The 21,142-nt window shown below is 32.8% G+C and carries 19 protein-coding genes; 5 read left to right on the top strand and 14 right to left on the bottom strand.

Annotated elements, in window-relative coordinates:
- Positions 1–107 precede the first annotated feature (107 nt).
- Positions 108–1,361 (top strand): DEAD/DEAH box helicase, encoded by a 1,254-nt coding sequence (locus tag OIU83_RS14525; protein ID WP_264206991.1) that lies wholly within the window; start codon positions 108–110, stop codon positions 1,359–1,361.
- 94 nt (positions 1,362–1,455) lie between these two features.
- On the opposite strand, the gene OIU83_RS14520 is transcribed toward OIU83_RS14525, so the two are convergent.
- The 3 genes from OIU83_RS14520 to aroC form a co-directional block, all read right to left on the bottom strand.
- Positions 1,456–3,660, bottom strand: a complete 2,205-nt coding sequence (locus OIU83_RS14520) for a response regulator (protein WP_264206990.1) — start codon at positions 3,658–3,660, stop codon at positions 1,456–1,458.
- 149 nt (positions 3,661–3,809) lie between these two features.
- A complete protein-coding gene (locus tag OIU83_RS14515) occupies positions 3,810–5,114 on the bottom strand; it encodes a dicarboxylate/amino acid:cation symporter (protein ID WP_264206989.1) in 1,305 nt (434 codons plus the stop codon).
- A gap of 58 nt (positions 5,115–5,172) precedes the next feature.
- Complete coding sequence (gene aroC, locus OIU83_RS14510; protein ID WP_264206988.1) at positions 5,173–6,231, bottom strand: chorismate synthase; 1,059 nt, start codon at positions 6,229–6,231, stop codon at positions 5,173–5,175.
- Positions 6,232–6,420: 189 nt separating this feature from the next.
- On the opposite strand from aroC, the gene OIU83_RS14505 reads away from it, so the two are divergent.
- Complete coding sequence (locus OIU83_RS14505) at positions 6,421–7,245, top strand: UDP-2,3-diacylglucosamine diphosphatase (RefSeq protein WP_264206987.1); 825 nt, start codon at positions 6,421–6,423, stop codon at positions 7,243–7,245.
- A 128-nt stretch (positions 7,246–7,373) separates the two neighbouring features.
- The gene (locus OIU83_RS14500) at positions 7,374–7,859 is read left to right on the top strand and encodes a hypothetical protein (protein ID WP_264206986.1); all 486 of its coding nucleotides are present in this window, start codon (positions 7,374–7,376) and stop codon (positions 7,857–7,859) included.
- A 51-nt stretch (positions 7,860–7,910) separates the two neighbouring features.
- On the opposite strand, the gene OIU83_RS14495 is transcribed toward OIU83_RS14500, so the two are convergent.
- The 7 genes from OIU83_RS14495 to OIU83_RS14465 all read right to left on the bottom strand — a co-directional run bounded on the left by OIU83_RS14495 (position 7,911) and on the right by OIU83_RS14465 (position 14,977).
- Positions 7,911–8,336 carry a protease complex subunit PrcB family protein gene (locus tag OIU83_RS14495; protein ID WP_264206985.1) on the bottom strand — a complete coding sequence of 142 codons (426 nt, stop codon included), beginning with the start codon at positions 8,334–8,336 and terminating at the stop codon, positions 7,911–7,913.
- A gap of 26 nt (positions 8,337–8,362) precedes the next feature.
- Entirely contained in the window at positions 8,363–9,514 is a 1,152-nt protein-coding gene (bshA, locus tag OIU83_RS14490) for an N-acetyl-alpha-D-glucosaminyl L-malate synthase BshA (protein WP_264206984.1), read from the bottom strand.
- A gap of 407 nt (positions 9,515–9,921) precedes the next feature.
- A complete protein-coding gene (locus OIU83_RS14485; RefSeq protein ID WP_264206983.1) occupies positions 9,922–10,404 on the bottom strand; it encodes an ABC transporter ATPase in 483 nt (160 codons plus the stop codon).
- 159 nt (positions 10,405–10,563) lie between these two features.
- A complete protein-coding gene (locus OIU83_RS14480) occupies positions 10,564–11,355 on the bottom strand; it encodes a (Fe-S)-binding protein (RefSeq protein ID WP_264206982.1) in 792 nt (263 codons plus the stop codon).
- Between the two features lie 106 nt (positions 11,356–11,461).
- Positions 11,462–12,802, bottom strand: a complete 1,341-nt coding sequence (locus tag OIU83_RS14475) for a (Fe-S)-binding protein (protein WP_264206981.1) — start codon at positions 12,800–12,802, stop codon at positions 11,462–11,464.
- Positions 12,803–12,811: 9 nt separating this feature from the next.
- Positions 12,812–13,771 carry an MlaD family protein gene (locus OIU83_RS14470; RefSeq protein WP_264206980.1) on the bottom strand — a complete coding sequence of 320 codons (960 nt, stop codon included), beginning with the start codon at positions 13,769–13,771 and terminating at the stop codon, positions 12,812–12,814.
- Between the two features lie 51 nt (positions 13,772–13,822).
- Complete coding sequence (locus OIU83_RS14465; RefSeq protein ID WP_264206979.1) at positions 13,823–14,977, bottom strand: N-acetylmuramoyl-L-alanine amidase family protein; 1,155 nt, start codon at positions 14,975–14,977, stop codon at positions 13,823–13,825.
- Positions 14,978–15,059: 82 nt separating this feature from the next.
- Between OIU83_RS14465 and OIU83_RS14460 the strand changes: the two genes are divergently transcribed.
- Together OIU83_RS14460 and OIU83_RS14455 are read left to right on the top strand one after the other, a co-directional pair.
- The gene (locus tag OIU83_RS14460; RefSeq protein WP_264206978.1) at positions 15,060–17,762 is read left to right on the top strand and encodes a putative LPS assembly protein LptD; all 2,703 of its coding nucleotides are present in this window, start codon (positions 15,060–15,062) and stop codon (positions 17,760–17,762) included.
- A 57-nt stretch (positions 17,763–17,819) separates the two neighbouring features.
- Entirely contained in the window at positions 17,820–18,200 is a 381-nt protein-coding gene (locus OIU83_RS14455; protein WP_264206977.1) for a RidA family protein, read from the top strand.
- Here the strand turns inward: OIU83_RS14455 and OIU83_RS14450 are convergent.
- The 4 genes from OIU83_RS14450 to gap form a co-directional block, all read right to left on the bottom strand.
- On the bottom strand, positions 18,181–18,555 hold the full coding sequence (locus OIU83_RS14450) for a methylglyoxal synthase (RefSeq protein WP_264207048.1): 375 nt from the start codon (positions 18,553–18,555) through the stop codon (positions 18,181–18,183). The two genes, OIU83_RS14455 and OIU83_RS14450, sit on opposite strands and share 20 nt — an antisense overlap.
- Positions 18,556–18,759: 204 nt before the next feature.
- Positions 18,760–19,134 carry a methylglyoxal synthase gene (locus tag OIU83_RS14445; protein ID WP_264207047.1) on the bottom strand — a complete coding sequence of 125 codons (375 nt, stop codon included), beginning with the start codon at positions 19,132–19,134 and terminating at the stop codon, positions 18,760–18,762.
- 9 nt (positions 19,135–19,143) lie between these two features.
- Complete coding sequence (locus OIU83_RS14440) at positions 19,144–19,995, bottom strand: N-acetylglucosamine kinase (protein WP_264206976.1); 852 nt, start codon at positions 19,993–19,995, stop codon at positions 19,144–19,146.
- Positions 19,996–20,127: 132 nt separating this feature from the next.
- Complete coding sequence (gene gap, locus OIU83_RS14435; protein ID WP_264206975.1) at positions 20,128–21,132, bottom strand: type I glyceraldehyde-3-phosphate dehydrogenase; 1,005 nt, start codon at positions 21,130–21,132, stop codon at positions 20,128–20,130.
- Positions 21,133–21,142: the final 10 nt, after the last annotated feature.

Below are 21,142 nucleotides of genomic sequence, written 5' to 3'. Positions count from 1 at the left end.
ATAGCCTATTTACCAAATAAACCAATATTCAAATAAACGATTAACCGAATAAAGCTATCTTTGCACAGAATTTTAGTACTTAAAACTAAATTCTTAATACCGAAAATATGTTATTCGAAGACTTATCGCTTTCAAAAAGTATACAAAAAGCCGTATTTGAACAAGGCTATACAAACCCTACTCCTATTCAGGAGCAATCTATTCCATTAGTTTTAGCTGGAAGAGATTTAATAGGATGCGCTCAAACCGGGACAGGAAAAACAGCAGCATTTGCTATTCCAATCATACATCAATTACATCGAATTGTAGGTTCATCTAAAAAAGCCAAACAAATTCGTGCACTTATAGTTACACCAACCAGAGAATTAGCAGTACAAATTGGGCAGAGTTTTGAAACTTATGCAAAATACACCAACCTAACTCAACTTACAATATTTGGGGGTGTATCTCAAAATCCACAAGTAGATACACTAAAAAATGGTGTTGACATTTTGGTTGCAACACCTGGAAGATTACTTGATTTACAAAAACAAGGATTTTTAGATCTTGATCATTTACATGTTTTAGTATTAGATGAAGCCGATCAAATGCTTGATATGGGTTTTATAAATGATGTGAAAAAGATTGTAAAACTTACTCCAAAAAACAGACAAACATTATTGTTCTCGGCTACAATGCCAATTGCAATTCGCGAATTAGCCGAAATGTTCTTAAAAGATCCTGCTAAAGTCGAAGTTTCTCCTGTATCATCTACAGCCGAAAATGTAGAACAACGTGTTTATTTTGTTGAAAAAACAGAAAAGAGAAATTTACTATATCATTTAATAAAAAATGAAGACTTATCGAATGTTTTGGTTTTCTCAAGAACAAAACATGGAGCAGATAATGTTGTAAAAGCACTACGCAAAAACAACATCGCAGCCGAAGCAATCCACGGAGATAAATCTCAAAACGCAAGACAACGTGTTCTTGATGCTTTCAAAAATAAAGAAGTTGGCGTACTTGTAGCTACAGATATTGCTGCACGTGGTATCGATATCGATCAACTACCATTTGTTATTAATTTTGATTTACCAAATATCCCAGAAACCTACGTACATCGTATTGGTAGAACTGGTCGTGCTGGTAATGGCGGAATTGCTATCTCATTTTGTAGTAAAGATGAGCATGGGTATTGGAAAGATATACAAAAACTAATAAAAGTTGATGTAAAAACCATTACCGACCATCCTTATCAATGGCATGCCGGTAGTCCGGAAGCTGCAGCAACTGCAAAGCCTAAGAACTCAAACAGAAGTGGTGGTGCTCACAAATCAAGAAAATCAGATGCTTCTAAGCAAAACAAAAAACGTTGGTACTAAGCTAACATCTGGACATAAATAGAAAATTAAACACGAATTGACACTAATTCATTTGTAAAAATCGTGTTTTAATATTTGCACACAAACGCTGGTACTAACCAGCGTTTTTTGTTTCTACAATAAGGCAATTCATAATTTTGAATAATTTCATAGATTCAAAAGGTTTTATTATAATATCATTTATACCTGCAGAAATAGCCTCTTCGGTTATTTCGTCTTTATCAAAAGCTGTCAATGCAACAATAGGCGTTTTTATGTCTTTTAAGCGTATTTTCCTGGTGGTTTCGAATCCATTCATTAAAGGCATATTAATATCCATTAAAATGATATCAAAACACTCTTTCTCGAGTATCTCCAAAGCTGCATAACCATCATCAACGACAGTACAACTATAATTGTTTTTTTCAATAATTTTTCTCGTAACAATTTGATTAATACGATTATCTTCAACTACTAAAACTTTGAACATTTGATTAGATGTTAAATCCACTTGGATTTCATTAATAATACTTTTTGTTTTCTCTGGGTCATAATCAAAAGCAATTGTAAACGTAAATATTGTCCCCTCCCCAATACTACTTTCTAAGGATATAGAACTACCAAATAACCCTAATAACCGTTTTACGATTGTTAATCCTAACCCTGTTCCTTGATAATCCTCTTCTTTCCTGCCAACCTGAACAAATTTCTCAAAAATCTTATCCTGATCAACAGCCGCGATTCCCATTCCGGTATCTTTAATTTGAAATTCTATATAGTGCGCTTTCTCAACAACCTTTACCAGATTCGCAATAATAAATACCTCGCCTTTCTTTGTGAATTTTAAAGCGTTGCTTACCAAATTCATTAATATCTGAGCGAATCGTAATTTATCTCCGATTAAATATTCCGGAATATCCGAATCAATAATTACAGAGATATGATTTTTATTTTTTTGAGATAAAAAAGATAATGAATTTTTGATCATATTAATCTCATCAGAGATATTAAAAGTCAAACTTTCAAGAACTACTTTATTCTCTTCTATTTTATTAATCTGGAGAATATCATTAACTAATGACAATAAATACCTCGCCGAAAATTTCAGAGAGCTTAAATGCTGACTTCTTGCCAGTTCTTTATGCTCCTCAAGCAACATATTTGTTATACCAACAACTCCATATAACGGTGTTCGTAATTCATGGCTAATTGTAGATATAAATTGTGTTTTAAGTACCGAAGCTTCCTCTGCTTGCTCTTTTGCTTTAATAAGTTCCTCATTTGTGAACAATAGCTGAGCATTGGTACGTTTTTTAAAAATAATATTTTTATATAACGTAACAATTAAAATTAAAAAAATACAGGAAGTCAGTATAAACAATAAAACGATAATATATGATTTTCTTAAACTTTGATACTGTGTATCTTTTTCAATTTCAATCCTTCCAATTTGTCTTTTATACTCATCTAGTTCTAAATTAAAACCAGCCCTCTCCGCTTTTTTTAATTTCTCTTCATTATAAATACTTTCGTTTATATTATTATATTCCTTCAGATATTGATAAGCTTCTTTATAATTCCCAATCCTAGTTAGGAACTTAGAATACTCAAGATAGGAATAGGAAAGATCCGATTTTTCTATTCCGGCCTTACCTTCCTTAATCGCTGTTAAAAAACACGCATTTGCTTTGTTGTGATCATTCATATATGAATAATACATCCCACTAAGCATATAAAATACAACAATCGTCGATTTACTTATATCTCTATTATAATTTTCTTTAATGTATTTAAAATGCGGGATTCCCTTTTTAAAATCTCCAATATCAAAATATGCCCAGGTAATATTTATATTAATCAAATAAACAAGTGCAGTATCTTTTTCCTTTTTACTGTATTCAAGTGATTTTTTATAAAACTCAATCCCTTTTTCGTATTGTTTTTTTTCAAAACAATACATATTCCCAAGATTGTTATTTATCCTGTTTTTTAAAATATTATCAGTCGTTTTATTGGCAAAAAACAAAGCCTTTTTATAATAGAAGATAGCTTTGTCATATTCGGAAAACTCGTTATAATTTGCTGCAATTATATTATACGAAATCGCTATGAGATTATTATTTTTTGCGATTAATGCTTGCTGCAAAGCTACACGGGAAGTAATTAATGATTTTTCAAAATTAGATTCCTTTAAATATTTAAGAGCCTCATCTGTAGTTTTTGAAATTTCTTGCTCTGTTGGTAATTCTGTTTCAGCAATTATAGAATTACTAAAACAAATCAGCAAAAAAAACAGCAAAACAATCCGAATTGTAGGCATAAAATAGATATAGTTTTATCAAATATACATTTAAAATTAAAAAGGAGTTGCATTTTATCTCTAAAATGCAACTCCTTAAAAATATATTTTTGGATAAAAAGAATGCTAATTTAATAATACCAATACTATTATTTAAAATTGTCTTTTTGTTAAATATCTACCCCAGTTATATTATCTCCTCCGTCAAAATTAATTTCTTTATCACCTTCCCATTTACCCACTACCGATGTTGCCAATGCATTACCTAATACATTTGTAGCACTACGGAACATATCACAGAAATGGTCAATAGGTAAGATTATAGCAATTCCCTCTATAGGAATTTTAAACATCCCACATGTTGCAGCAACAACAACCAAACTGGCTCTTGGTACACCTGCAATTCCTTTACTGGTTAACATTAAAACCAAAAGCATTACCATTTGAGTTCCTATATCCAGATGTACACCATAAAACTGAGCAATAAAAATACTAGCAAAAGTCATGTACATCATACTACCATCCAGATTAAAAGAATAACCCAACGGTAACATAAATGAAACAATTTTATCTTTTACACCAAATTCTTCTAATTCTTCTGTTAATTTAGGAAAAACAGCCTCACTACTCGTTGTTCCAAAAGCTATGGCTACAGGCCCCATAATACGCCTTAACAACTCGGTCATTCTTCCTTTAAGGAAAATATAACCTACTATAATTAAAACAACCCACAGTGTGCTAATTCCAATTAAGAATGAACCAAAAAATTTAAAATACGTAATCAATAATTCTTCTGCATCTCTTACGGCAAATACCCCTGCAATGGCTCCAAAAACTCCAATTGGAGCGAAGTTCATTACATAATTAACCATCTTCAGGACAATATGCGACATTTTATCCAGTGCATTAATAACCGGTTTTACACTACTTCCTAAAGAAGCTGCTGCTAATCCAAAAAAGATTGAAAATATTACGATTTGCAAAATTTCATTGGTAGCCATTGCATCAAAAATACTTTTAGGAACAATATGCTCAATAAAATTCTCAAAAGACAATGATTTTGTTTTAGCCGTTACTTCGGTTGCAGCCGACATATCAACGTGGTCTAATTTTAAACCTACTCCAGGTTCTAAAACATTTATATAAAACAACCCAATTAATAAGGATATAAACGAAGCTGTAAAAAACCACGCCAAAGCCTTTCCTCCAATTCTTCCAACGGTTTTTATATCTCCTAATTTGGCAATTCCTACTACCAAAGTGGTAAATACCAAAGGAGAAATTATCATTTGTACCAAACGAATAAAAATAGTGGCCAACATCTTTATCTTATTACTAAACTCCATCGATGCTTCATGCGAAATAGAATTATGCAATATAATCCCTAATGTAGCACCAAGAAACATTGCTATAAGAATTTGCCCGGTTAGACCTCTAAAAAAAGATGTCTTTTTGATTTCTGTTTTATTGTTCATTAACTGTTTTTTGTATTATTAATTAAATATAAGACGCTCACCTGCCTTACGTATCTCGCTAATATGTTTTATTTATCAAATGGAAATCTGCAAGAACTATTGCAGCCATAGCTTCTACAATAGGCACAGCACGAGGCACAACACATGGATCATGGCGTCCTTTACCTGTCATTGGTGTAATATTTCCTTTATTATCCAGTGAATCCTGTGTTTGCATAATTGTAGCAACAGGTTTAAAGGCTACTCTAAAATAAATATCCATTCCGTTACTAATTCCACCTTGGATTCCTCCCGAAAGATTCGTCTTTGTAGTTCCATCAGGATTATATAAATCGTTATGTTCACTTCCTTTCATTTCCGACCCAGAAAAACCACTACCATATTCGAAACCTTTTACAGCATTGATAGAAAGCATTGCTTTTCCTAATTCGGCATGTAATTTATCAAAAACAGGCTCACCTAAACCTACTGGAACATTCTGGATTACACAAGATACAACACCACCTACCGTGTCTCCTTGTTTTCTTATGTCTCTAATATATTCTTCCATAATCACTGCAGCTGCTTCATCAGGACAACGAACAGGATTATTTTCGGTTTTAGAAAAATCCAACTCTTGATATGGTGTATTCAAATGTATAGGTCCTACAGACGAAACGTAAGCATTAATCTTAATGTTTGGCAACATTTGTTTGGCAATCGCTCCAGCAACAACTCTACTTGCAGTTTCACGAGCAGAGCTACGACCTCCGCCACGGTAATCACGAAAACCATATTTCTTATCATAAACATAATCGGCATGACTAGGTCTGTAATTATCTTTTATATGAGAATAATCATCCGATTTTTGGTTTGTATTCGGAATAATAAAGCCAATTGGGGTACCGGTAGTTTTTCCTTCAAAAACACCCGATAAAAATTGTACATCATCTGGTTCTTTCCGTTGGGTTACTATTGCTGATTGTCCCGGTTTTCTTCTGGACATCTCAAACTGAATTGCTTCCAAATCAAGCGTTATCCCCGATGGACAACCATCTATAATTCCGCCTAAAGCTTCCCCATGCGATTCTCCAAATGTTGTAATTTTAAATAGTGTTCCGTAGCTATTTCCCGCCATTGTAATTAGTTTTGAGCAAATGTAAGTTTTATGAATTAAATTAAAAAATTTAAAATTGGTATTATTATCTAAAGGTTAAGATGTATTATCATCATGATTTCTTAAAATTGAAGAACAATTGATAACTATTTATTAAAAGTAAATAGATAACATATTCTTTAATTTTGTAAAAACCCAAATCAAAAACAATTGAAAAAAAGAAATGTTGAAGTTGTTGTAATATCAGATGTTCACCTAGGAACTTATGGAAGTCACGCCAAAGAGTTAAGCAACTACCTATCAAGCATTAAACCAAAAATACTAGTATTAAATGGAGACATAATTGACGCATGGCAATTTCGAAGATCATATTTCCCAAAGTCTCATTTAAAGGTAATCCAAAAAATTATTGGCTTCGCATCCAAAGGAACCAAAGTGTATTATGTGACAGGAAATCACGATGAAATTCTAAGAAAGTTTAGCGAGATGACAATGGGAAGTTTTGCTTTGGTAGACAAATTAATTTTAGAATTAGACAATAAAAGAGCTTGGATTTTTCATGGAGACGTATTTGATGCCTCTGTACAACATTCCAAATGGATAGCCAAATTAGGAGGATTAGGTTATGATTATCTTATTTTGACTAATCGTTTTATAAACTGGTGCTTATCAAAAATAGGAAAAGAACCTTATTCATTTTCCAAAAAAATAAAAGCCAGTGTAAAAAAAGCCGTCAAGCATATTTCAGATTTTGAAACAACTGCGACCGATTTAGCTATCGAAAAAAAATATGACTACGTAATTTGCGGGCACATTCATGAGCCAAAAATTGAAAAAAAAGAAAACAAAAACGGATCAACACTTTATCTAAATTCCGGAGACTGGATTGAAAACTTAACTGCATTAGAATACCATAAAAAACGTTGGAAATTATTTCACTATTCTCAAATGGATTACTCCGAAGAAGAAAATCTTTTTGAAATGGAAGACAACTTAAGCGCTCAATTAATTACATCTCGATTCATTCCTAAATAACGGTATTCCTCCCCGATCGTCACAGATATAATCATAAGTTAAAATGTGAATTATGAAACATTTAAGAGTGCTCATATAATTTTAACATTTTATTTATCCAATAACTTTGTCTAAATAAATAGTTACTTATGAAAAAAATAATTCTGTCGGCCATTATGTTACTAGGATTAGTATTTACGACACAAGCACAAGACATTTCTAAAAACGCATTAGGTTTACGTTTAGGAGGCAACCACGGATTTGGAGGAGAGATATCCTACCAAAGAGCATTAAACGATAACCATAGAATTGAAGCCGATTTGGGCTGGAGAAATAACGACAATGTTGATGCCTTTAAACTAACAGGACTTTACCAATGGGTATGGAACATTGACCAAGGTTTTAATTGGTATGCAGGTGTTGGTGGCGGTATCGGTAGCTGGAGTCATGACTATAATGGCTATAGAGATAATGGTACCTTTGTATTTGCAGCAGGAGATATTGGTATAGAATACGGCTTTAAAGACGTACCTATTTTACTGTCACTGGACGCAAGACCAGAAATAGGATCAGGATATTATAATTATGATGATTTTGGAATTGATATCGGATTAGGGATCAAATTCAAGTTCTAATAAAATGTATTTATAAAAAAATATCCTGTCATTTAAAATGACAGGATATTTTTATTTGATTATAATTTCTTTCTTCGAGTTTATCTTTACAACAGCATAAGGATAAGTTATCACTTGCATTACCATATCACTAGGATTAGGAGCCGTCTCTTTTACTGTAATAATTATATTTTTATCCGTTTCTTCTACTTTTTCAACTCCTATAGAATAACCACCAGTATTTTTCTCCCCCATATTCAAGACAATAAAATTTGCCTTATGAATATCGTCTTCTTTTATTTTACCTTTTAAAGACTCATCACTCGTCAACATCTTGATTTCATTAGGTTCGCTTAGGATTTCAAAAAAACGAATATTCCCACCTCCATCACTTTGTTGCGTCAGGACTTCGTATAAATTGGTACTTTTATCTACAGTTTTGGTTGTTCCACAAGAAATTGCAAATAATGAAACGAACAAGAACATCAATTTTTTCATTTGGTAACTTTTATTAAATTAATAGCTTAATGTACTCCTTTGTGATCTTTATAATCGTTAATTGCTTTTTGGTATAATGCCTCATACTTAGGCAATATATTCTTAATGTCAAATTTCTTAGCAACCTCAAGTGCATTAGCTTTAAATACATTTAGAGTCGCATCATCCTTAAGGATTTTAAGAGCATTTACAGCCATTTCTTCAACATTACCAACATCACTTAGGTATCCAGAATATCCATCGAAATTCACTTCTGGCAAACCGCCCGAATTACTTGATATTACAGGAACTCCACATGACATCGCTTCAAGTGCAGCGAGACCAAAACTTTCGGTTTCGGATGGCAACAAAAATAAATCTGTAAAACACAAGATTTTATCTATCTCATTACTATTCCCAAAGAAAATTACTTTATCATAAATACCTAACTCCTGACACAAAATTTCGGCTTTTTCCTTTTCAGGTCCATCACCAACCATCATTAATTTTGCAGGTATTTCTTTTTGGATATTATAAAAAATCTTAATAATATCCGGAATGCGTTTTACTTTTCTAAAATTACTGATATGAGTAACAATACGCTCATTTTCCTTAGCCATAACGTAACGATGGCAAGGAGCATCCGGATCTTTCTTAACCTTATCCAATTCTATAAAATTAGGTATTACCTTAATTTTATTTTTAATATTGAACAATTTCAAGGTATCATCTTTTAAACTCTGTGAAACCGAAGTCACATAATCCGATTTATTGATACTAAAAGTTACTGCAGGTTTATAAAACGGGTGATTCCCAACCAAGGTAATATCCGTTCCGTGCAGCGTAGTAATCATCGGGAGATGAATTCCTTCATTTTTAAGCATTTGCTTCGCCATATAGCCTGCATACGCATGAGGAATCGCATAATGAACATGGAGTAACTCTATCTTATATAATTTCACCATATCGACCAATTTGCTGGATAAAGCCAATTCATACGGCTGGTAATGAAACAAAGGATATTCCGGAACGTTTACTTCGTGATAATGTACATTAGGATTCAAAAGCGCCAACCGAACTGGCTGACTATAAGTTATAAAGTGTATTTCGTGACCGCGTCTTGCTAATTCAAGGCCTAGTTCTGTTGCTACGACCCCGCTCCCACCAAAAGTAGGATAACAAACTATTGCTATTTTCATGTATTAATTTTAGTCTTACGAAAGTACTCAAAATTAGCGTTGAATTAAAATTTTAGAATGTTAGATTTTTCAGAAAAAAAGGTTCTGAAGTTCTAAGCTTCTATCCCGAAACTTCGGAACTAAGATACAAAGGTGCAAAGGTTTTCCGTAGAGGCATACAACAGCACATCTCAGACACAGAGACAAAGATTACAGAGCTACTAGTATACATTTTCATCCCTCGGCGTAACAACATTACCCGTAAGAAAGATACCCTAAACAATAAAACTATGACTACTCACTAAACCTAACAGGTTTTAAAAACCTGTTAGGTTTACCATTCATTCGTATTTATCAATCCTCAACAAGCACAAAAAAAGGCACAAAATATAATTTTGTGCCTTCCGTATTTCATCAATAATAATGATTTAAAAAAATCTACTATGCCAGCTATCGCCAGCAGGAACTTCCCAAGATTCATTAAATTCTTCGATATTATTTACCAGATTATTAAATACAATTGTATTCTCTGTAACAGCTTTATCTTTTACCATTTTCTTGAAATCAATTAATGGTTTATGAGCAATATGTTCCCCTAGTTTAAAAGTAACATTCATCTTATCAAGTAAGTCAACATTATACTTTTTCTCTAGACTTTGAATAAATTCTACCGATGAATCAATAGAACATCCTGTTGCAGCCTGCACATCCTGATTTACAGCAATAATTATAAATCGGTTGTATTTAAGCTGATAAGCAGATTCTAAACTAGTTCCGTGTGCTGCCCAAGATTCTAAGAATCCTTGCAGAGCAGTTTCGATTTCAGAAAATTCTTCATCCGAGAACTTTCTGTTGGATTGGTAAATCCAGATTCTTGATTCGCCGGGTAAATTTTCAAAAGGAATATACATTTTAATTTTTTATTTTAGACTGTTGATTTTAGATTCCAGATTATTGAAAATTTTGAACGTAAGATTTCAGATTAAAAAACTTAAAACCTTATTAACTCACAACCTCAAAAAACCTTTGCTCCTTTGAACCTTTTTTTTTTTAAAACTCTGATTCTTAGCTCACAAATCCTGTGCATTGGCGATTAACTCGGCAATATCCATTACTTTAGTCTCAGTTTCTTTTTCTTTATTTTTAATACCATCAGTTAACATTGTGTTGCAAAACGGGCATGCAGCAGCAATTATATCTGGTTTAGTTTCAAGAGCGTCCTCGGTTCTTTCGATATTAACTTCTTTGTTACCTGGCTCTGCATCTTTAAACATTTGCGCACCACCAGCACCACAACATAAACCATTTGCCTTAGAGCGTTTCATTTCGACCAACTCGATATCAAGTTTCTCGATTAATTCTCTTGGGGCTTCATATATTTTATTGGCTCTTCCTAAATAACACGGATCATGAAATGTAATTCGCTTTCCTTTAAACTGCCCACCTTCAATGGTTAATCTACCATCATCAAGCAGAGATTTTAGGAATTCCGTATGATGCACAACTTCATATTTTCCGCCAAGTTCAGGATACTCATTCTTCAAAGTATTAAAACAATGCGGACAAGCTGTAACTATTTTTTTTGCTTCATAAGCATTCAGAACCTCAATATTCATCATTGCTTGCATCTGAAACAAAAATTCATTTCCAGCACGTTTAGCAGGATCACCAGTACAACTCTCTTCTGTACCAAGTACTGCAAAAGGAACATTGGCACGATTTAATATTCGTACAAATGCTTTTGTAATTTTCTTTGCTCTATCATCAAAACTTCCTGCACAACCTACCCAAAATAAAACTTCTGGTTGCTTTCCTTGAGCTAGCATCTCTGCCATTGTTGGCACAACTAAACTTTCTGACATTTCTCTCTATTTTGTTTAAAGTTTAAAGTTTCATGTTTTAACCTGAAATCTAAAATCTATAATTTATTCGTGGTGACAATCATCAAATACCTAAGTAGCAACTTCTTTAATTCTCATTCTTCCAGTTCAATCTATCTTGTTGGCTATATTGCCAAGGCGCACCATTATTTTCAATATTCGTCATCATTGCATTTAAAGGCATTGGTGCTGCACTTTGTTCCATAACCAAATAACGACGCATATCCATAATAATAGATAATGGACTAATATTTACCGGACATTCCTCTACACATGCATTACACGAAGTACATGCCCACAACTCTTCGGGAGTGATATAATCGTTCAATAATGACTTATTATCCGGAATAAACACCCCTTTATTGGTATCTATATTTTTTCCAACTTCTTCTAATCTGTCTCTTGTATCCATCATAATCTTACGAGGAGACAATTTTTTCCCTGTTTGATTGGCCGGGCAGGATGAAGTACAACGACCACATTCTGTACAAGTATAGGCATTTAATAACTGAACCCAGTTTAAATCCTGAACATCACTTGCTCCAAATTTAACATGTGCAGCGTTTTCATCTGCTGGTGGTGCTGTCGCAAAAGGATCAGCATTAGGATCCATCATTAATTTCACTTCTTTTGTAACCGATTCCAGATTATCAAATTGACCTTCCGGGTTCAAATTGGCAAAATACGTATTTGGAAAAGCCAATAGGATATGCAGATGTTTAGAGAAATACAGGTAGTTCATAAAGATCAAAATACCCGTAATATGCAACCACCAGAATATCTCTGATAGCAACATTACCAACTCATTTGACAATCCATTAAAAATAGGGGCTATAAACTGACTTACAGGAAAGCTTCCTGCTTTATGAAAATGCGAAAATCCTCCGGGAACATTTTGTAAATGCAAATCGGATGCATTCATCAACAAGAACAAAGTCATTAAAACTACTTCAAAATATAAAATGTAATTCGCATCACTTTTTGGAAATCCATTTAAATCTGGATTTATAAAACGCTTCAATCGAACAATATTTCTTCTGATCCAAAAAACAGACACTGCCACCAGAACCAACAATGCTAAAATTTCGAAAGAACCTATAAGCACATCATATACTGGACCCAGATATGGTGCAAAAACTCTATGTGTACCAAATAATCCATCAATAATAATTTCAAGCAATTCGATATTTATGATAATAAAACCAACATAAATGATAATATGTAAAACTCCTGCAACAGGTCGTTTTACCATTTTGGATTGTCCCAGAGCAATCATCGCCATGTTTTTCCAGCGTGCCTTGGGATTATCTTTACGATTTACATCAGCTCCCAAATTAATGTTTCGAATGATTTTTTTTACACTTGACGCAAAAAATCCAAAACCAATAATTAAAAGGATTGCAAATAAAATATTATCTAAATAACTCATAACTGAAGTTTATTTTTTAGAAACCGAATCATTAACTGGTGCCACATATGGTTTGTTTTTCTTTCCAAAAAGAGAAACATTTACATAACGTGTTGGCGACAAACGTACATCTTGTAACAACAACTCCAATTCTTTAGAAGTAGCCTGCAGATTACTATAAAGTGCTTCGTCTTTTAATAATTTACCCATAGTGCCTTTTCCTGAACTTAATCCACTCATTATACCATCAACTTTTGCTAATGTTTGGTTTAAATTTCTAACTGTTTTACCTAAATCCGCTTTATTTAAAGAATCAGATATTTTAGAAAAGTTCCCAGATACTTTATTAAAATCTGTTACAATACTATGAAGTTGAGTTTTATTATTATCTAAAATTGAGTTAACACTAGTCGATGCTTTATGAAATTGCTCCATAGTCTGACTCAATTCTGCTAAGCTCTTTTTTAAATCGGCTTGTCCTTTTTGATCCAGAATATTATTTAATCCTGTAACCAACTTATCAACATTAACCAACATCTTCTCTATTTTATCTTGTACCGGAGCCAATTTATCTCCCAAGCTTGCAGTTAATCCTAATCGGATATTACCTTTTAGTATTTGCCCATCTTCAGCAGGCTCTTTATCATTAAAGTTAGGATAAATCGCTATTTGCTTTCCTCCTATTAATCCTGGCTCATAAATAGATGCTACACTAGATTTAGAAATAGGAAAATCAGTTTTTAATTGTAACTCAACTAGTAGTTTCCCTGTAGCTTCGTTAATTTTTATACCGTTAATTTTACCTATCACCAATCCGTTTAAGGTAACAGGCGCAGATGTAGCTAATCCTTCTACATTATCATATTCAACATAAAATGTTTTGTAATTTGTAAAGATATCTTTGCCTTTTAAAAAGCTATATCCCCAGATAAATAATAAAATTGATGCAATGACTAAAATAGCCGTTTTAATTTCTCTTGTTAGTTTCAAAATTGTAAGTGTTTGTACAAATTTAATATAAAAATATTGAACTTGTTATTATTATTTAAGCGAGTCTTGGATACTAATTTTTTCTCCATTTTTAAATGCGACAAGAAAGGCCGACTCAAATCCTTTATCTTTAGCTTCTTGCAAATATTTTTTTGCTTGATTATAATCAGCTGTTTGCTGGTATGTATATTTATACACATTATTTTCATAAACCATAGAAACTCCGCTTAATCCTTTAAAGTTAGAAGGCGCTAAACCAGTTTTCTTAATACTTGCCAAAAGTTGTACCTTATATATAGATCCGGCAAGATTAGGTTTTACAGTTGTTTTTTGAGTAGGTGCAGTATTTACATTTTTTACAGGAGTAGAATCTTTCACTGCTTTTTCGATCATCTTTACAGATGGCTTTTCATCTGATGGATCGGCAGTACCTGTACCAAAATATTCTTTTTTATAACTAATGATCGCATCGGCAATGGCTTTTGCACATTCATTCTGTCCTGCTTCAGAATTTAAAAGATCTCCTTCTGTTGGATTAGAAATAAAACCTGTTTCTACCAAAACCCTTGGCATATATGCTTTATGAAGTACCATGAAAGGAGCTTGTTTAACCCCACCATGACGCAATTTTTTCCCAAGAACATCAAAAGCTTCCTCTATTTTACTTGCTAATGCAATACTATAATCTAAATATTCTTCTTGCATTAAAGTCATTCCGATCATAGACTCTGGCGAATTAGGATCAAAACCTTCGTATTTACGTTTGTAATCCTTCTCCAATGTAATAACGGAGTTCTCTTTTTTGGCCGCCTCAAGATTCGAAGCAATTTTATTCATACCCATTACATAGGTTTCTGTACCGAAAGCTGCAGTATTTTTATTTGCATTACAATGTATTGATACAAAAATATTAGAGTTGGCTCTATTGGCAATATTGGCTCTTTCGACCAAATCTATAAAGACATCTGTTTTTCGAGTATAAATAACATCAACATTAGGATAAGATTCTAATATTTTTCCAACTTTTAAAACTATTGCTAATGCAATGTTTTTTTCAATGCGCCCGCTATAAACTGCTCCAAAATCGTGATCACCATGACCAGCATCAAGAGTTACTTTAAAAACGTTTGATTGACTATAAGCACAAAATGACATTAGAGTTAGAAAAAAAATAAATAATTCTCTAATTTTGCTAAATATATTCATAAATTTAAAAGTTAATTTTAATAAAACACAACTGTTATAATTTTTTCAATTGATTATTTTTGACAAAAAATTATATGTAAGTTTGACATGTCAAAAAACAAGCCATATTTTTACAAAAATAGTATTTAAACCTTTGCATACAAACTTATTTAATATCGTTTTATTATCATTTTTCCTAACATTAGGATGCGGTAATGTATACTCACAAGATACAACAAAAAAAAAGAAAGCTACACCTGCTAGTAAACAGTCAGATAGCTTACAAACTAAACCTATTGACACTATAAAGATAGATAGTATTAAACCGAAAAAAGCTTTTTTGGATGGTAAAGTAAAATACAAAGCCAAGGATTATGCTAAAATTGATCAAAAGCGTAAACTCATTACCTTATATAATGAAGCTGAATTATATTATCAAGATGTCGAATTAAAATCCGGTATCATTGTTCTAGATTACGAAAAAAATGAAGTTTATGCTGGTCGACTTAAAGATTCTGCCGGGGTTTACACACAATATCCAAATTTTAAGCAAGGTGCGAGTGCCGTTGAACCCGATTCTATTCGTTTTAATTTTAAAACTAAAAAAGCTTTAATTTGGAATTCAAGATCCGAACAAGGAGAGTTTCGAATAAAAGCAAGTGTAACCAAAAAAGAAAATGATTCTGTTTATTTCTTAAAAGGAGCACGATTTACAACTGCAAAAGACGTTGATAATCCCGAATACTATTTCCAGACAAGCAAGGTTAAATTCATTCCTGGTAAAAAAGTAATTACCGGTTTAACCAATATGGTAATTGCCGATGTACCTACACCAATCGCGTTACCGTTTGCTTATTTCCCAATGACTAACGAAAAAAGTGTCTCAGGAATTATTCTTCCAAGTTATAATGACTCAAACACAAGAGGATTTTCACTACAAAACATGGGTTATTATTTTGCTTTAAGCGATAATTATGACCTGACGGTTCTTGGAGATTACTACACAAATGGAAGTTATGCCATGCGATTTGAATCTGCTTACGCAGAAAGATATAAATATAGAGGTAACGTAAATATTCGTTTTGAAAATTTGATAACGAGCGAAAGAGGATATCCTGATTATGCAAAGCAAAACATATACAATATCCAATGGTCCCACTCCAAAGACACTAAATCAAGTCCTAATTCCAGTTTCTCTGCTTCGGTCAACCTTGGTAGTAGTAAATATTTTAAGCAATCCATAAATCAGGCAAATATTGGATCTAGCTTAAATAACACATTAAGTTCATCTGTTTCTTACAGTAAAAACTTTAATACATTACCACAAATACGCACATCGTTAACAGCTACACACTCCCAGAACACACAAACTGAAGTTATCAATATGACTCTTCCTACGCTGGAAGCCAGTGTAGATAGGATATACCCATTCTTAGGTAAAAATGGAGTAAAAAAAGGATTCATTAAAAACATCAACTTTCAATATAACCTAAGTGGTAAAAATAGTATCGTGACTACCGACTCTTTATTTTTCAAACCACAAATGTTTAATGATGCCAAAATTGGAGCCAGACACAGCATTCCAATTAGTACGAATTTCAAACTATTCAAATACTTCAGTGCAACTACTAGTGCAAATTATCAGGAAGTGTGGCAAACAAAGACTATTGAAAGATCTTATAGTGCAGAACAAAGCAAAGTAGTAGACAAAGTTGTAAATGGATTTGATGCCTATAGAACCTACTCTTTTAGTTCTAGCCTTGGTACTACTATATATGGTACGTTTAATTTTGGAGAAGACAAGAAAATAAAATCGATACGTCACGTCATGCGCCCATCTGTTACTTATGGATATACGCCAAGTTTTGACAAATATTACGACACTTATGCTGCCGATGCAACTGGTACTATAATAAAACAATACAGCCGTTTTGAAGGTGGAATATTTGGTGCTCCAGGTAGCAGTAATTCAAACATTGTTGGTTTTGACTTAAGCAATACATTCGAAGCAAAAGTTACCGATAAAGACAGCACAAAGACTGAGCCTAAAAAAATAATGTTGCTTAACAATTTAAACTTCTCTACTAGTTATAATTTCAATGCCGACGGGATTACATCGTTTGCATGGCAACCAGTAAGGGTAAGTGGAGGAACACAATTGCTTAACAACAAAATGAATGTGAATTTTGGAGCTACTTTAAATCCATATGCAATTGACAATTCGGGTAGACAAATAAATACTTTTAACATTGACAATGGAGGAAGTTTATTCCGAATGACAAGCGCCAATATGACGTTGAATTATTCCATTTCGAATAAAGAAAAGAATAAAAAGAAAACAGAAAACAAGCAAAGCGAAAGAAACGGTGGACGTGAAGATGATTTATTTGGAACAAATACCGATTTAAATGATCAAAGAAAAAGTCAGTTTGATGGTTCAGAGGAAGATGACAATGCAATAACCGAATTCTTTAATGCCAAATTACCTTGGGACATGACCCTAGCCTACTCCCTGACTTATGGAAATGCAGCCAGAGAAAATAAAATTATCGGAAACTCCATAATGGTTTCTGCCAATATGGATATCACTCCTAGATGGAAAGGTGGAGTATCTACAGGGTATGATTTTGTTCAAAAAGGGGTCACTTTTACACAAATCCGTTTTGAAAGAGATTTATTAAGCTGGAGAATGGATTTTAACTGGACGCCTCTGGGAACAAATTCAAACTGGAATTTCTTTATCGGAATTAAATCAGGAGTTCTTAGCGATATCAAATGGAACAAAAGAAGTACATTGAATAGGTAAAATATTCTCCTTTATTAAATTACAAACAAACTAAGTTTAATTTAAATTGATATAATCATGAAAAAAATCATATTTACTCAAAATGCACCAGCTCCTATTGGTCCATACAGCCAAGCTGTTTTAAAAAATGATACGCTTTACGCATCTGGTCAAATCGCTATTAATCCTCAATCGGGAGAATTAATTACAGATAACATCCTTGACGAAACAAAACAAGTAATGCAAAACATTGCTGCAATTCTAGAGGCCGCCGAAATGACATTTGAGAGTGTAGTTAAAGCTACTATTTTCATTATGGACATGGAAAATTTCGCTGCTATAAATGGAGTATACGGATCGTATTTTGATGAAAAAACTGCTCCGGCACGTGAAACCGTTCAAGTTGCTTGTTTACCTAAAAATGTAAATGTAGAAATCTCTATAATTGCTGTTCGATAGCATTTAGTAATAATTGTGCCGAAGCTTCATTAGATGCCAACGGCACATTATGCACATCACAAACACGAATAAGCATATTAATATCAACTTCATGTGCGTGACTCGCTAATGGGTCTTTAAAAAACAGAACAAGTTGAATCTTTCCTTCTGCCACTCTCGAAGCTATTTGAGCATCTCCCCCCATAGAACAAGGTAGCATTTTGATTACTTTAAATCCAGAATTCTCGGCATTCCTTCCTAATATTCCAGTTGAAATAAGTTTCACTTTTTCCTTTTGTAAAACGATTCTGTTTTTAATTAAAAACTGAACCATATCTGCTTTTTTATTATCATGAGCAATAATCGCAATAACCATATATTTTTTCATGAATTAACAATAAATTTAACCTCAAATTTACGCAAAAAAGAGGACAAACATATATAAAATACTGACATATAAACACTTACAACAAAAACCTTTTAATCTCAAAGATGTATAACGATGATTTTGTTTTAAAGAAAAAAAGCTGCTTCAAATAATGAAACAGCTTTTAGTATATATTTTATAATGTGAGATTTTCTATAATTGCAATGCAATAGCATTTAATAATAATTGAGCAGAGGCTTCATTAGTCGCCAATGGAACATTATGTACATCACAAACCCGAATTAACATATTAATATCGACCTCATGGGCATGACTCGCAAGTGGGTCTTTAAAAAAGAAAACCATCTGTGTTTTACCCTCAGCAACTCTGGCAGCAATTTGAGCATCTCCTCCCATAGGTCCAGAAAGCATTTTTCGTACTTTAAAACCTGCATTAATTGCTTTACTACCTGTAGTTCCTGTTGCAATGAGCTTAATATTATCCTGAAGTAAGAGGGTTTTGTTTTTATTTAAAAACTGAACCATGTCTGCTTTCTTACCATCGTGGGCTATAATAGCAATCTCCATAAATTTCATTTATTTATTAGATATATGATATGCAATAAGTCCATCAATAGGACGTCTTAAAACGTTACCTAACTGTAATTCATATTTATCAAAAGTTTCTTGTAACTCCTCTTTTAAATAATAAGCTATAGAACCTACAAAATGAACTGGAACTTCTTTACAATTATCAAATTGTTTAATGTAATTTTTAACAAACGATTTCATCCCTTTGAAGATGATTTTTCTGCAAAATTCTGAATCTTTATGTTTGATTAAGAACTTAGCAAAAGTTGCCAAATATGCATTTGGATTTGGCTCTTTATATAATTTGTTTTTAATAAAATCCGGATCCATGTTGTATTCTTTTGCAAATTCAACAGCCAAATCCTGAGGCATTTTATTAAAGTAATATTTTCTAATCAATTCTTTTCCAAAAACATTGCCACTACAATCATCCATTGCAATATAACCTAATGATTGCACTTTTTGATGTAATTCCTTACCATCAAAATAGCTGCAATTAGATCCTGTACCTAAAATACTAACAATAGCTTCTTCTCCTTTTGGAGTAGTAGCATATACTGCAGCATAAGTATCTTCATGAACGTCTACAATTGCATTGGTGAAGTATTCTTGAAAAATTTGCGATAGTGTGATCTTCATTCTATCTGTACCACAACCTGCTCCGTAAAAGAACAAATGTGTAGCTGTATTTTTATTTTGCAAAATATCAAAACGGTCATTTAACCGAGTAACGATTTCATCTCCATTAAGAATTTCAGGGTTTAATCCCAATGTTTGTGTTGTGAATAATATCTTGCCATTATCATCAATTGCTATCCAATCTGCTTTAGTAGATCCACTATCAACTATTAATTTCATTTTATTTTATTTAGTTTTTGGTTTAGTTCTCCTCTTACATTATAAGTGTAACAACTACACCATTAAGAATCAAACAAAATAATAAAATCCCGTTATCTTTAAAATAACGGGATTTTGTAAATGTATATAAAATTATTTAAGACCTGCGATATGCACAGATAAATCAATTAATTTGCTTGAGTATCCATACTCATTATCATACCAAGATACTATTTTAAAGAATGTAGAATTTAATCCGATTCCAGCATGAACATCTACGATAGAAGTTCTAGGATCAGAGATAAAATCTTGAGATACTACTAAATCTTCAGTATATCCTAAGATACCTTTCATTGTAGTTTCAGATGCTTTTTTCAAAACAGCCATAATTTCTTCATAAGAAGTTTCTTTAGCTACTTTTACAGTTAAATCTACTACAGAAACATCAGCAGTAGGAACACGCATAGACATACCTGTTAATTTTCCGTTCAAAGATGGGATAACTTTTCCAACAGCTTTTGCCGCACCTGTAGATGAAGGAATAATGTTTAAACTTGCTGCACGACCACCTCTCCAGTCTTTTCTAGAAGGACCATCGGTTGTCATTTGAGTTGAAGTTGTTGCGTGAACAGTTGTCATCAAAGCTTCAACGATTTCAAAATTATCATGGATAACTTTAGCTAATGGAGCTAAACAGTTTGTAGTACAAGAAGCATTAGAAACTACAGTATCTGAAGCTTTTGCTGTTTCGTGGTTTACACCCATTACAAACATTGGAGCATCTGCAGATGGAGCAGAAATAATTACTTTTTTAGCACCACCAGTGATGTGAGCATTTGCAGTTTCGATAGTTGTAAAGAAACCTGTACACTCAGCAACTACATCAACATTAACTTCGTTCCATTTAAGGTTAGCTGGTTCTCTTTCTGCAGTTACACGGATATGGTTTCCGTTTACATAAAGTTGTCCTTCTTTTACCTCAACAGTTCCGTTGAAACGACCGTGAACTGAATCATATTTTAATAAATAAGCTAAGTGATCAACATCTAATAAATCATTGATTGCTACAACTTCTACATTATCTCTGTTGAAAGACTCTCTGAAAACGATTCTTCCAATTCTTCCAAATCCGTTTATTCCTAATTTTACTTTTGACATTTTACTAAAT

Source organism: Flavobacterium shii, assembly GCF_025847235.1.
Lineage (GTDB): Bacteria > Bacteroidota > Bacteroidia > Flavobacteriales > Flavobacteriaceae > Flavobacterium > Flavobacterium shii.
The sequence above is the reverse complement of the archived record's forward strand: the minus strand, read 5'-3'. Positions and strand labels throughout refer to the sequence as shown.